11 protein-coding genes and 2 rRNA genes (1 of these 13 only partly in view) are annotated in these 13,989 nt (G+C 36.8%); 6 read left to right on the plus strand and 7 right to left on the minus strand.

Going from position 1 to position 13,989, the window contains the following annotated elements; all coding sequences use genetic code 11:
* The 5 genes from COCH_RS09385 to COCH_RS09405 form a co-directional block, all read left to right on the plus strand.
* Positions 1-1,040 (plus strand): 23S ribosomal RNA (locus COCH_RS09385); it begins 1,803 nt to the left of the window's first position.
* Between the two features lie 174 nt (positions 1,041-1,214).
* Positions 1,215-1,324: ribosomal RNA gene (gene rrf / locus COCH_RS09390) — 5S ribosomal RNA — on the plus strand.
* A 586-nt stretch (positions 1,325-1,910) separates the two neighbouring features.
* Positions 1,911-2,747: a tetratricopeptide repeat protein gene (locus tag COCH_RS09395; protein WP_015782891.1), complete on the plus strand. Its 837-nt coding sequence runs from the start codon at positions 1,911-1,913 to the stop codon at positions 2,745-2,747.
* A 52-nt stretch (positions 2,748-2,799) separates the two neighbouring features.
* The gene (locus COCH_RS09400; RefSeq protein ID WP_015782892.1) at positions 2,800-3,660 is read left to right on the plus strand and encodes a DUF805 domain-containing protein; all 861 of its coding nucleotides are present in this window, start codon (positions 2,800-2,802) and stop codon (positions 3,658-3,660) included.
* Complete coding sequence (locus COCH_RS09405; RefSeq protein ID WP_015782893.1) at positions 3,635-4,288, plus strand: hypothetical protein; 654 nt, start codon at positions 3,635-3,637, stop codon at positions 4,286-4,288. Before COCH_RS09400 ends, COCH_RS09405 begins: the two co-directional genes overlap by 26 nt.
* Before the next feature lie 17 nt (positions 4,289-4,305).
* Here the strand turns inward: COCH_RS09405 and COCH_RS09410 are convergent, their stop codons facing one another.
* The 6 genes from COCH_RS09410 to COCH_RS09435 all read right to left on the minus strand — a co-directional run bounded on the left by COCH_RS09410 (position 4,306) and on the right by COCH_RS09435 (position 11,875).
* A complete protein-coding gene (locus COCH_RS09410) occupies positions 4,306-5,253 on the minus strand; it encodes a DUF4421 family protein (RefSeq protein WP_015782894.1) in 948 nt (315 codons plus the stop codon).
* Positions 5,254-5,334: 81 nt separating this feature from the next.
* A complete protein-coding gene (locus COCH_RS09415; RefSeq protein ID WP_009422080.1) occupies positions 5,335-6,726 on the minus strand; it encodes a type III PLP-dependent enzyme domain-containing protein in 1,392 nt (463 codons plus the stop codon).
* 432 nt (positions 6,727-7,158) lie between these two features.
* Entirely contained in the window at positions 7,159-7,614 is a 456-nt protein-coding gene (locus tag COCH_RS09420) for a DUF1569 domain-containing protein (protein ID WP_009750439.1), read from the minus strand.
* Between the two features lie 89 nt (positions 7,615-7,703).
* Positions 7,704-8,909, minus strand: coding sequence for an acetate/propionate family kinase (locus COCH_RS09425; protein ID WP_015782895.1), 1,206 nt, complete (start codon positions 8,907-8,909; stop codon positions 7,704-7,706).
* A gap of 62 nt (positions 8,910-8,971) precedes the next feature.
* A complete protein-coding gene (gene pta, locus COCH_RS09430) occupies positions 8,972-11,047 on the minus strand; it encodes a phosphate acetyltransferase (RefSeq protein WP_015782896.1) in 2,076 nt (691 codons plus the stop codon).
* Between the two features lie 111 nt (positions 11,048-11,158).
* Entirely contained in the window at positions 11,159-11,875 is a 717-nt protein-coding gene (locus COCH_RS09435; RefSeq protein ID WP_015782897.1) for a PA3715 family protein, read from the minus strand.
* 459 nt (positions 11,876-12,334) lie between these two features.
* Between COCH_RS09435 and COCH_RS09440 the strand changes: the two genes are divergently transcribed.
* Entirely contained in the window at positions 12,335-13,309 is a 975-nt protein-coding gene (locus COCH_RS09440) for a deoxyhypusine synthase family protein (protein ID WP_002671829.1), read from the plus strand.
* A gap of 140 nt (positions 13,310-13,449) precedes the next feature.
* Here COCH_RS09440 and COCH_RS09445 read toward each other — a convergent pair whose 3' ends face one another.
* Positions 13,450-13,971, minus strand: a complete 522-nt coding sequence (locus tag COCH_RS09445; RefSeq protein ID WP_015782898.1) for a hypothetical protein — start codon at positions 13,969-13,971, stop codon at positions 13,450-13,452.
* Positions 13,972-13,989: the final 18 nt, after the last annotated feature.

The raw sequence follows: 13,989 nt of genomic DNA on the forward strand, positions 1-13,989 counted from the left end.
TGCTGGAAGGTTAAGAGGAGAGCTTAGTGGTAACACGAAGGTTTGAATTGAAGCCCCAGTAAACGGCGGCCGTAACTATAACGGTCCTAAGGTAGCGAAATTCCTTGTCGGGTAAGTTCCGACCTGCACGAATGGTGTAACGATTTGGACACTGTCTCGGCCATGAGCTCGGTGAAATTGTAGTATCGGTGAAGATGCCGATTACCCGCAGTGGGACGAAAAGACCCTGTGCACCTTTACTATATCTTCGTATTGGTCTTGGATAAGTGATGCGTAGGATAGGTGGGAGACTTAGAAGCGGCTATTCTGGTAGTTGTGGAGTCGTTGTTGAAATACCACCCTTTGCTTATCTGAGGTCTAACCCTGCAGAGTGCAGGGGACAATTCGTGGAGGGTAGTTTGACTGGGGTGGTCGCCTCCAAAAGAGTAACGGAGGCTTCTAAAGGTTCCCTCAGCACGCTTGGTAACCGTGCGAAGAGTGCAATGGCATAAGGGGGCTTGACTGAGAGACCTACAAGTCGATCAGGTACGAAAGTAGAGCATAGTGATCCGGTGGTTCCGTATGGAAGGGCCATCGCTCAAAGGATAAAAGGTACGCCGGGGATAACAGGCTGATCTCCCCCAAGAGCTCACATCGACGGGGGGGTTTGGCACCTCGATGTCGGCTCGTCACATCCTGGGGCTGGAGAAGGTCCCAAGGGTTGGGCTGTTCGCCCATTAAAGTGGCACGCGAGCTGGGTTCAGAACGTCGTGAGACAGTTCGGTCTCTATCTACTGTGGGCGTTAGAAATTTGCGTGGATCTGACTCTAGTACGAGAGGACCGAGTTGGACGCACCGCTGGTGTATCTGTTGTCTTGCCAAGGGCATAGCAGAGTAGCTAAGTGCGGATGGGATAAGTGCTGAAGGCATATAAGTACGAAACCCGCCACAAGATGAGATTTCTTTTAAGGGTCGTGGGAGATGACCACGTTGATAGGTTACAGGTGTAACGGTGGTAACATCATAGCCGAGTAATACTAATCACCCGTAGACTTTTCGCGCAGTATTCTTTTTTTACTGGAACGTTAGTCAGAAAAATTGTCAATTATCCATTGTCAATTGTCAATTGAAAAATATGTTTTTTATCCCTATATGTTAAAAAAATAAGGTTACAGGTAGTAGGTTATAGGCATTAGGGATTACCCTGAAACCTAACCCCTGACACCTAAAAAGTTTAAGGTGGTTATAGTCAAAGGTCTCACCTCTTACCATTCCGAACAGAGCAGTTAAACCTTTTAGCGCAGATGGTACTACGGTCACGTGGGAGAGTATGTCGCCGCCTTCTTATAAGAAGAGCAATTCTGATAAAGAATTGCTCTTTTTTTGTTGTTTGAAGTTGTGGGACTGCTTGGAAGGGGAAAGGACGAGTCTCAGGGTAAGTAGGAGAATTAACAAAGTTGTTGGAAAAACTGAGAAAGGCTTAGCTTATATGAACCTTATATGAATCTTGAACAATTGTTATACAAAAAATATGTAAAAAGTTAAGAGTGAAAAGTTTTTGACTGAGTAGGCAAAGAAAGCTTGTGAGGTAAGTGATATACTTGAAAATTAGGGTTTATTCGAAGGAAGAGCGAAGCTAAGATGAAGAAAAGACGAACAATAAACGAAGAATGAACGAAGAATGAACGAAGAATGAACGAAGAATGAACGAAGAATGAACGAAGATTTAATAAAGATAAAATATACTAAAAAGATTCCTTTATTTTATATGTTATGATATATTGCCTATTTTTAAGAGGTGTGTAAGAAATAATCAAAAAAAACTTGTTTTGTATAAAATAATGTTTTATCTTTGCCATCGAATAAAATATAATGTAATATAAAACTGACCTCTTCACTATCATTATTATTAACTTTTAATTCGCTGACATATGAATATAATATTCAACTCAAGAGTATTAAAAAAACTGAACAAACTTTGCTTTAAAGCTTGGTTTGTTTGCTTGCTATTTTTCTTTGCTATGAGTCATGCTCAACGGGAAGACTTTAAGACTTTGGTAGAGAAAGCCACAAAGGGCGATATGGAAGCTCAGGTGCGTTTGGCAACTAATTATGAAAAAGGTATTGGAGTACCTCAGTCCTTTCCTAAAGCTGTTTCTTGGTATGAAAAAGCAGCAGAACAAGGTGATGTAAAATCACAGACGAAATTAGGACTTTGTTATTACTATCGGAAAGGAGTTGTACAGTCTTATGAAAAAGCAGCTTATTGGTTTCAGAAAGCAGCTGAACAGGGGTATGCTGAGGCTCAATCGAAATTAGGTGTGTGCTATCACAAAGGGCAAGGAGTAAAACAATCGGATGAACAAGCTGTATTGTGGTTTCAGAAAGCAGCTGATCAAGATTTTGCAGAGGCACAGAGTTTTTTAGGATATTGTTACTATAAAGGTTTAGGAGTGGCACAATCGGATAGTGATGCGGTATTTTGGTATGAGAAAGCTGCTAATCAAGGTGATGTTGAGGCACAACGCAATTTAGGCTCTTATTATTTCAAGGGGCAGGGAATACCTCAGTCGTATACTAAAGCTATCTTTTGGTTTGAAAAAGCAGCCAACCAAGGAGACAAGGAAGCTCAAACTATTTTAGGATTTTGCTATTATGCCGGTACTGGTGTGGATAAATCACAAAAAAGGGCTATTTACTGGTTTGAGAAGGGGTGTAGGAATAATAGTCCTAAAGCTTGTGAGTATTTAAATGCTATTCAGCAGTAATAACTATAAAGTTAGGAATAAGAAAGATAAGGTAATTATAAATTAGTGATATATGTTTAAGAATATCTTTCTTTTTGAAGGACGTATTAGGCGTACAGAGTTTGGACTATCTATTATTATAGATTATTTTGCTCTTATATTTTTGGGTGTAATAGATGCCGTAGTAACTTTAGGAATAGTGATAAAGTTTTTATCCTTTACATTATTGTTTTGGTTTATTTTAGCTCAATCAGTGAAACGTTCACACGACTTGGGGCAAAGTGGCTGGTATGTGCTTTTACCTTTCTATAATCCTTTCTTTTTACTTTTTTCAGAAGGTATATTAGGAAAAAATGAATACGGAGAAGATCCTAAAAAGAGAGTAAATTTTTTCAATGCATCAACCTCCTCTTCATCTATTTTACAACCGCCTTTAGTTAGAGCATATCAACCCATAGCTGGACATACTTCTGAGAGTAGTACTTCTCGTAGGTATGATTTTGTAGTTACAAGAGATGATACTGTTTTGAAGAAATGGCTTGATACTGAGGTAGAGGCTATCAATATGTCTGCTGACCCAATACTTAATAAAGTGAGCTCTATAGGAAGAGATGTATTTTATGGTTGCAATAAGCTCATTTATATTATTTTTCCAGAACATCTTAACTTTATTAGTGATTTTGCTCTTGACGATTGTGAGCATTTACGTTCAGTGACTTTCCCTAGTAAATGTTTACATATAGGTAATTGTATTTTTGGGAAGAATTGTCCAGAAAGTATAACACTTGAGGCTAAAGAACCTCCTATATTGGATGGTTATTTAGCATATAATGATGAGAAATTGAAAGCTATTTATGTACCTATTGAATTTGTAGAAAAATATAGGATAGCTAGAGCTTGGGATAAATATGCAGATATTATTCAAGGACATTAATCAAACAACAATAAAGATTATGAAACGAGTTTTATTATATTTATGTATATTTTACTTTTTGGAACTAAACGCACAAAAGACAAGAGAGATTTATAAGGACTTAGATTCGTTGTATTTGTTAATTCAAACAGAGTACGATTTAATTACCAAAGATTATGAAGAACACATTGCTGAGTTCGACTTCAATAGAGTGACGAGAATAAGAGAACAAATAGCTTATTATCTCTCTCATATTGATAAAAGAGCAGATTTAAGTAAGATAAAATTATTGAGTGATTCATTGAAATCATATCCTGATACTGAAGAAATATTTTTAAGTATTCGCTCTCAAAAAGCAAAACAACATCAGCTAACCACTTTGAAGCAGGCTTTTGACGGATTACAATTTGAAAAGGTATTAAACTTAGTAGCAATATATAGTGAAAATGGTTATATACCTTCTTATGAATTGGCGTATTATAAGGTTATGTCAGAATATAGATTGTTTTTAAAATCTTCTAATAATAAGCAAGAAAAAGAAGCACTAATACAACATTTGACAACTTATCAAAAGGAACATTTGGGTAAGAGTAAAATCTATGACAGAGTGATAGATGATACTATAAAAAATGTGAAAAGAAGAAGATAATCTTCTACTCTTAAATTTTACATTCCTAAATAACGAGTTACTTTGTTACTTCGGCGAGTAGAGAATTTGATTTGTTTTATGTATGTAAGTTTAAAATTCGCAGTATTAATACCCAGTAAATCAACATCTTTAAAGTACAAATTCTTGTTGTTGTAAAGAATTGAAAAGGCAAGTGACCAGTCTTTTTGTGTATAAGATAATGAAGTATTAAGCCTAAAGTTTACGTACTGATTAAATTTCATTTTGCTTAGTGGATTAACTTCACCTCCAAAATAGAATCCCATACCTGCTAAAGCTGTAAAGGTAAGGCGTGGCAATATTTCAATACCTCCAGAAACGCCTCCACTGAAGCCTCCTTGTATATGTCTAAAAGTATCCTCATCAAGTGAAATAGCAGGAATTGCTACTTTGTGATAATAGATTCCAGCTCCTGCGTACCAAGTAAAAGTAGGTTGCAATGGGTCTCCATCGGGGTTGAAAATATTCTTTACTGAAAAGTTTTTTAAGTTGAAGAAATATAACATTTCAGAACCTATTTGTTGTATACGAGTATCTGCCAATATCTGAATATTATTCTTGCCTTCTTCATAGTAAAAACCCTTATAACTTTGATAATAGAAATCAAGTAAAATCTTTTGACTTATAAATGAATGTAACTGAAAATCGAAATATCTTGTTTTTCCATATTTACTCTCATTGCGCAAAGGGGCAACACTCTGAGCATAATCAAGATTAATATAAGTGTTGTGAATACCAAATCCTAAGCCAACCGTAAGTGGGTAGTTGGGCAATAACGACTTATTTTTCAAAGCAGGATTTAATGGTTCATCTTCCATATCTATTGATAGATAATTGATACTTAAAGAAGGTTTTATCCACATTTTATAGTAATGCTTCTTAGTGGAAGTGGTATCTTGTGCCCATAGAGTAGTGATTGATAAGAAAAATAATATTATGTATTTCATTTTGTTAGATATTAGATTTTAAGAACTAGGAATTAAATGTTTAGGTATTATTAGAAATACTTTGCAAAGTATATGCTGCATTTAGTATCCTAAAATCTTCAGCATTTCGTCAGCTTTTTGTTGCTCCATAAAGAGACGAGAGGTAAGGTTACCATTTTTATCTTTATCAATAAGTACTATTTTAGGTTGTGGAATCAAACAGTGTTGTAAGCCTCCTACTCCTCCAATACTATCTTGATAAGCCCCTGTGTTGAAGAAACCTATATACAATGGCTTATTTTTGTTGTATTTTGGTAAATAGATAGCGTTCATATTCTGTTCGCTGTTGTAATAATCGTCACCATCACAAGTGAGTCCACCGAGCAGTACGCGTTCGTACTCATCGTTCCAACGGTTAATAGGCAATAGTACAAAACGCTTGTTGATAGCCCAAGAGTCAGGTAAGGTAGTAATGAAAGAGGAGTTTATCATATCCCATTTTTCACGGTCGTTTTGCTGCTTTTGATACATTATCTCATAAATAGCCCCTCCAGCTTCGCCTACTGTAAAACTACCAAATTCAGTAAAGATATTTGGTACAGGCACTTTTTCTTGATCACAAGTGATTTTTATCTGACGGATAATCTCGTCTACCATATAAGCATAATCGAATTCAAAAGCCAACGAGCTCTTGATAGGAAAACCACCGCCTATATTAAGGCTGTCGAGTTCAGGCGCAACTTTTTTGAGTTGGATATACACACGCAAACACTTGAGGAGCTCATTCCAATAGTAGGCATTGTCTTTAATTCCCGTATTGATAAAAAAGTGCAACATTTTGAGTTGTACTTTAGGGTTGTCCTTAATCTCACGGTTGTAGAAAGGAACAATGTTTTTATAACCAATTCCTAAACGACTGGTATAAAATTCTGAACGAGGGTCTTCTTCAGAAGCAATACGAATACCTATACTGTATGAACCTTTTATTTTTTCTTCAAATAAATTAATTTCCTCATAGTTATCAATGATAGGAATACAGTTGTGGTAGCCACGATTGATAAGGTCAGCAATGCCATCGATATAAGCATCGCGCTTGAAACCGTTGCATAGAATATGAGTCTCTTTACTAATAAGTCCGTCATTGATAAGATTATTGATGATATTGATATCAAAAGCTGAAGAGGTTTCCATATGAATATCGTTCTTCAATGCTTCTACCATTACGTGTTTGAAATGCGAACTTTTAGTGCAATAACAATAGTTGTATGCTCCTTTGTACTTGTGTTTTTTGATAGCCTTTTCAAACCATCTTTTGGCGCGCTGAATATTCTCGGATATTTTTGGAAGATACATAAATTTAAGCGGTGCTCCATACTTGCGTACGAGCTCCATTAAATCGATATTGTGAAAGCGAAGTTCATCGCCATCTAAGGTAAATTCGTCTTGTGGGAAGTAATAGGTTTGGTCAATTAGGTCGATATATTTATTTTTCATTTGTATAGTGTAATTTAAATAATGAGTAATTTTTTAGTAAAAAAATATTCAGATAACATCTTGGCTATCTATCCATATTACCTAATTACACCTAATTCAAATACGAAGCGGTGAAAGGCTCTTAGCCTTAAACTTAATTTGCAAGGAATGAGTACGTGCAGAGTGAAAATAACTTAAAAATAAGATGTTCATTTTCAGCAACCAAAGGTTTTTAGTAATTAAATTATTTTATAGTTCGGTGATAGTGTATCATTACTTATCAGAATGCAAAAGTAATTATTATTTTTAAATTACAAATACATTCGATGGAAAAAAGTATTGCTATAACTTCTTTCTCAAAAACCAATTCCTATTTTTCTACCTTATGTTATATATTCTTCATTAGTATAAAAAACATATTTTGGCATAATTTGAGTTTCTATATAATTGATTTTATACTCCAAACTGTCTCAAGTGGTGGTCGAAGTGTTTCCATTGAAGAATACCCCATTCGTCAGGAGAGAGTTTCCCAAAAAAAGAATGTGGGTGAGTGCTACATTTTTCTTTTCCATTGGTGTAGAAAAGGGTGATGAGTTCTTTAGTTTTTTGCTTTTCCCTGTCAAAATCATCAATAGAAATATTGGTAACGACATACATTTTATCGGTTGGAGCGTTTTTTGCCATTGGTTGGTCGTTTAGAAACTTTTTCTTCATCAATTTTCCTATGATTCTACCAATGAACATTCTCTTCGGAAAGTTCTTACCTAAGGGTGTTTCTATAGAGGCGTTCAAATGGGCTAACATCTGTACAATGTTCATTTTTCCCCATTGACGCTCAGCATCTACTTTTAAATTTTCTAAACGATGTAGTATTTCGTTTTTATCGACTTCGTTATATAAGTTTTTCATTACTGAGAGTTGTTTTAAAAAGCTTTGCCAAAGACACGAATTGCCTATGCGACTCGTTCCTTTGGCAAAGTATATAGTCTAATTATTAGTTATTTTACCAAATCTACTATCTCATTTACTATTTGTAATTCTTCATTAGTAGGGATGATAAGTATCTTTACACGGCTATCAGCAGCTTGAATCTCTACGGGTTTAGTAGGATGATTGAGCTCTTCGTTTTTCTTCTCATCGAGCTTGATACCAAAGAAATCTAAGTGCTTACAAGCAAATGAACGTGTAAGAGCATCGTTTTCGCCCAAACCTGCGGTAAATACAATGCTATCCAGCCCATTAAGTGCTGCTGTGTAAGCGCCTATAAACTTCTCAATGCGGTAGCCGTACATCTCGTAGCAAAGGGCTGCGTTGGCATCACCTGAACGATATAGAGCTGCCACATCGCGAGCGTCAGAGTGCCCTGTAAGTCCAAGCATACCACTCTTCTTGTTGAATAGTGTTTTCACTTCTTCATAACTCATACCCAGTTCTTGCCCCAAGAAAAAAGCTACTGAGGCATCTATCTGCCCAGTACGCGTTCCCATAATGAGTCCATCGAGTGGTGTAAGTCCCATTGAAGTGTCTACACATTGTCCTTTTTCGTTTACAGCAGCCATACTTGCCCCATTGCCCAAGTGAATGGTAATGTTCTTGATATGTTGATTATTAAGGTGTTTACGAGCCTGTGCATCTACGTACTTATGACTAGTGCCGTGGAATCCATAAGCACGCAATCCGTATTTTTCATAGTATTCATTAGGAATGGCATAGCGGAAAGCTTTGGCGGGCATTGTTTGGTGGAAAGCAGTGTCAAAAACGGCTACGTGAGTAGCTTTATTAAACAGTTTTTGTGCTACGCGTATCCCTTCTAAATGTCCTGGGTTGTGCAAAGGCGATAGCGGAATGAGGCGTTTGATTTCGGCTACTACCTCATCAGTAATTACAGTAGGTTGTACAAACTTCTCACCTCCGTGTACTACGCGGTGTCCTACCCCTTTAATATCGCTAGGGTTGTGGATAACGCCTACTTCGGGGTCTGTAAGAAGTTCAGCTACCAAATTCATACCCACTTCGTGAGTAGGGATAGGTTGTTCTTTCTTCACTTCTATCTCTTTGCCGTTTTTTACAGCCACATATTTCACATAGCTACCGTCAATATTTATGCGGTCTACAATTCCTTTTGCTTTTGATTCTCCTGTTTTAGAGTCGATAAGCTGATATTTGAGAGATGAACTCCCTGAATTAATGATTAATATTTCCATTTTAGTCTTTTGTTATTAGTCGTTAGTTTTCCCCTCCTTGGGAGAGGGGGTAGGGGAGGATACTAAAACTCTGATTGTATCGCAGTGATAAGTACAGTGTTGTAAATATCCGGGATAAGAGCCCCACGACTGAGGTCGTTTACGGGTTTCTTTAATCCTTGTAGCATAGGACCTATGGCTAAACCGCCTGTTTCGCGTTGCACCGCCTTATAGGTGTTATTACCGGTGTTAAGGTCGGGGAAAATAAGCACATTGGCTTGTCCTGCTACAGGTGAATTTGGCATCTTTTGTTTCCCTACTTTTGGGTCTACCGCAGCGTCATATTGTATAGGTCCTTCTACGAGTAACTCGGGGCGACGCTCTTTTACAAGTGCTGTTGCTTCACGCACTTTGTCTACATCGGCACCACTACCAGAATTACCAGAAGAGTAGGAGAGGAGTGCTACCTTAGGTTCAATACCAAAAGCAATAGCTGAGTCGGCAGAGCTAATAGCGATATCGGCTAATTGTTCAGCAGTGGGGTTAGGCACTACGGCGCAGTCACCATATACTAGTACGCGGTCGTGCAAGAGCATAAAGAATACTGATGATACCGTGTTCACCCCTGGTTTTGTCTTTACAAATTGCAAAGACGGACGGATAGTGTGGGCTGTAGTGTTTACTGCTCCTGATACCATACCATCAGCATCGCCTAAGAATACCATCATTGTACCGAAATAAGACGCATCAAGCATTAAGTCTTTGGCTTGCGAAAGCTCCAATCCTTTGCTCTTGCGCAATTCGTATAGTTTTTCAGCATACGCCTCATATTTATCACTTTCAGCGGGATTGATAATACTGATACGCTCTTCGTTCCATTTCAAGCCCAAAATGTTCTTAGCTCGTGTTTTAATTGCTTCCGGTTCTCCCAAGATAGTGAGGTAAACGAGTTCGTCCTCTGCCAATTGAGAAGCCGCAGTAAGAATACGGTCGTCAGTACCTTCTGGTAACACAATGCGTTTTTGTCCTGCACGTGCTTTTTGTACCATATTGTATTGAAACATACGAGGGGTAATAGTTTCCGATTTGAAAGAGGCTATACTGCTGTTGAGTTTCGCAGCATCTACATTTTCATCAAATAGTTGAAGAAGCATTTTTACCTTTTCAGTATTTTCAGGATAGATGCTTGATTTTGTATTCCCAATGATATTAGCAGTTTCAAAAGTATCTGTTTTAGCTATCATTATAGGAATGTTCTTTTGGATACCATCTAAAATTTTACTCATTGAAGGGTCGGGGGTTAAGTCGCCGTATAGTACTACCCCTTTGATATTAGAGAAATTGGAATAGTTAGCCACCAAAGAACCTGCTATGAGGTCAATACGGTCAGTAGGGAGTACAGCCAAAGTATCTTCGTTTAGTTTGGCTAAATAGTTAGAAAGTTGCATAGCTCCCACAATGGTACGTTTGGTGGTAACGTCTATATTATCGCCTTTGTAAAGGAATTCAACGTTGAGTGCATTGGCTATCTCGCGGATAGTAGGGCGTGAAAGCTCTTCTTTGCGCGGAATCAAAGTGAAGGTTATATCTTTAAAGCGTTGTTCTAATTTGCTGAGCGTATCAGCAGTAGCATTGGTAGCCTTATTTACAAATACGCTAAGTACGCGCAAATCTTTTTCCAAGAAGTTGTTAAGATCTTCCTGTACTTGGTTCACCAATTCAACTTCTGATGAAAAGTTGTCTTTAAGCACTATCAAAGCAGGAATGTTGAGACTTTGTGCTACCGAAGCGTTGAAGTTTGTGTCGAAATAGCTATCGTCTATAGTACTTGAACTATCCACTAAAACAAAGTCGAATTTGCTTTCTAAGGCTTTATATTTTTTGATGATAGTGTCATATACTTCCCCTATATTGCCTTCGTTTTTAAGAGCGATAACCTCCTGACGTGTGTAGGCATAGGCTTCATCGTAACTCATATCGAGCTGAAAGTGCTCCAAGACAGTCTCGATGAAAGTGTCTTTTTTAGATTTACTTTCTACAATAGGTCTAAAATAACCTACCTTAGCAGTGTTGCGCATAATCATTTGCAACACACCCAAACTCACCACCGACTTACCGCTGTGTGCATTGGTAGCGATGATATAAACAGATTTATTCATTTTTTTATTTACTTTTTAGTGTTTATATATTAAGTTGCAAAGGTAACAATATAATTTAAGAAAGCAACATAAAAAAGATATTTTTATTTTTAATACCTCAATAATCAATATCTATTCTTCTTTATACTCCTTGCCGTTATATTTCAAGAATACAGTTTTAGTGCTTTTTTCCACTACTTTATCATCGCAATTTTTATCTGTAGCTTTTTTAATAAAAGTCTGTTTATCCTTAATGTTGAAATAGCCATTTGTTTTTTTACTATCCATTATAAACATAGAATTACTCTCATCTGACCAACTTCCTTCACAGTTATAGTTCCATTCCCCGTTATATGTACTTAATTGATATTGATGCAGTATTTTTTTAAGAGAGGTATTTTCTGGTAAAAACAAACTAAATGTTTCTTCAGAATAAGGATTTACTTTGCTACCATTTTTATAGAAAGCCCGAATGCCAAAAGCACGTATTCCTTCGGTAAGTATAAACTTAGCCGTATCAATAGAAAGCTCTTGTAATTCAACAGCATCCGAATAATACTCATCAATTCCCTTATACGACTGTGTTATTCGTTGTTGTAAGAAGTCATACACCACCACATAAAGGTCAAATGTTGCCTCGTTTTCGTCGTTCCCTTTTCTTATAGGAAATACCATTACCAATTTATGAGTGTCGTAAGGCAATACCTTTTCAGTATACAAGTCTTTATCAATCTCGTTTTTAGGAATTCCCAAAGTCTTGATAACTTGATTGTAAGCTTGTGCGTTCTCTTGAGCTTTTACCACATAAGAGCAAAATAATAAAGTAAAGATAAAAAGTAGTCGTTTCATCGTTCTTATAAGAATATCAGTTGAAAGCACAAAGATAAGGAATTTTTTAATAATTAATCAAACAAGAAAGTTTCTGTACCTCACATCTCTTTATTTGGCTCTCTCTCGTTCGTGTATCTTAGCTCGTTGCTCCTTTGTTTTTCTTTCGTTTTATTGCCCTCAAAATTACCTTTTTTCTTCACTCTTAACCTCTTATTATCAACTATTTACATACCCTTTCTATACCAATCGTCCAAGATTCGTATAAGCTTCCTATAAGCTAAGTATAAGATTTTTTCTTCCAAAAGTACATTTTCTTGTTATTTATAATTTCGTTTTCTTTTCTTATTTCTTATCCCTAATTTTGCCCTATACTATTAAGCTCGTTTTCATCATTATAATATTTTTGTCCGTGATAATTTGTCAGTAAATTTAAATGTATTATCTTTGCACCAACAATTTAGATTTTAAAGTAAAGAAATGAGTAAAGGACCTATTTCTCAATTTATCGAGAAAAACTTTTTACACTTTAATGCAGCAGCTTTAGTTGATGCTGCCAAAGGATATGAAACCCATATCACTGAAGGCGGAAAAATGCTCGTAGCACTTGCTGGAGCAATGAGTACGGCAGAATTAGGCATTTCGCTTGCCGAGATGATTCGCGCGGGAAAAATAGATATTATCTCTTGTACAGGAGCGAACCTCGAAGAAGATGTGATGAATCTTGTAGCGCACTCTCATTACAAGCGTGTTCCTCATTACCGCGACCTCACTCCTGAGCAAGAAAGAGAACTCCTCGACGGTCATTACAACCGTGTAACCGACACTTGTATTCCTGAGGAAGAAGCTTTCCGTCGTTTGCAAAAACACTTAGAAGACGTATGGCACGCAGCCGAAAGTAAGGGTGAACGCTATTTCCCTCACGAATATCTATATCAAGTAGTGAAATCGGGGGTATTGGAGCAATATTATGAAATCGACCCTAAAAACTCTTGGATATTGGCAGCAGCCGAAAAGAACTTGCCTATCGTATGTCCAGGTTGGGAAGATTCAACTACCGGTAACATCTTCGCTGCCAATGTAATCAAAGGAAACTTGAAAGCCTCTACTGTGAAAACAGGTATTGAGTATATGATTTATCTCACCGAATGGTATCGTGCCAATTCAGCGGGTAAGGGCGTAGGTTTCTTCCAAATAGGAGGCGGTATTGCTGGTGATTTCCCTATCTGCGTGGTACCTATGATGTATCAAGATTTGGAATGGGAAGGCGTACCTTTCTGGTCGTATTTCTGTCAGATTTCCGATTCTACCACCAGCTACGGTTCTTATTCAGGAGCAGTGCCTAATGAGAAGATTACTTGGGGTAAATTAGATATTGACACCCCTAAATTTATAGTAGAATCCGATGCTACCATTGTAGCACCTCTTATTTTTGCTTATCTTTTAGGTAAGTAATTTCAACTAAAAGGTAAAAGGGAACAAGTATAGCGGTACTTGTTCCCTTTTATCTTTTACTCACATATCCATCTGTGAGCCCTCGCTGGCTTTACCTTTTATCTTTTACCTTTTATCTTTTACCTTTTACCTTTTACCTTTTACCTTATATAGAACCCTTCTTTTCCTTGTTCTCTTCTTATGAAAATATAGCCTTGGGAGTAGACGTCTATATACACCGTAACCTTTTCATTAGCAGTAAGAGCTTGCCATAGGGAGGCTTTTTCTTTTTGGTAAATATTGTTGATGATAAGAATACTATCGTTGTGCATATAATTTAAATAAATACTTAAATCTTCTTTTGGGTAATTGATAAAAAGCAAGTCGTATGTAACAGATGGTTGCAACTGAAAGCTAATGTTACAGGTTTCTTTTATAGCAGTTATACTATTTAGCATATCTTCATCAGTGAAAATAGTTTTTACCTCTAAATAACGAATAATCTTCAATAATAACACCAATTGTCTTTTGGATAGGGTAGGAGGAAAACCCTTGATTTCTTGATGGTTTACTAATTGTTTATTGTACAAGCAACGAGTTACAAAGTTGTAGACAAAAGGTGAGTGCACCCCGTGCTCATTGGTAGATTTTAAAAGGAATTTTAAATAACTCTTAAATGGCATCTTTTCTTTTCTTCAAAC

Source organism: Capnocytophaga ochracea DSM 7271, assembly GCF_000023285.1.
GTDB lineage: Bacteria > Bacteroidota > Bacteroidia > Flavobacteriales > Flavobacteriaceae > Capnocytophaga > Capnocytophaga ochracea.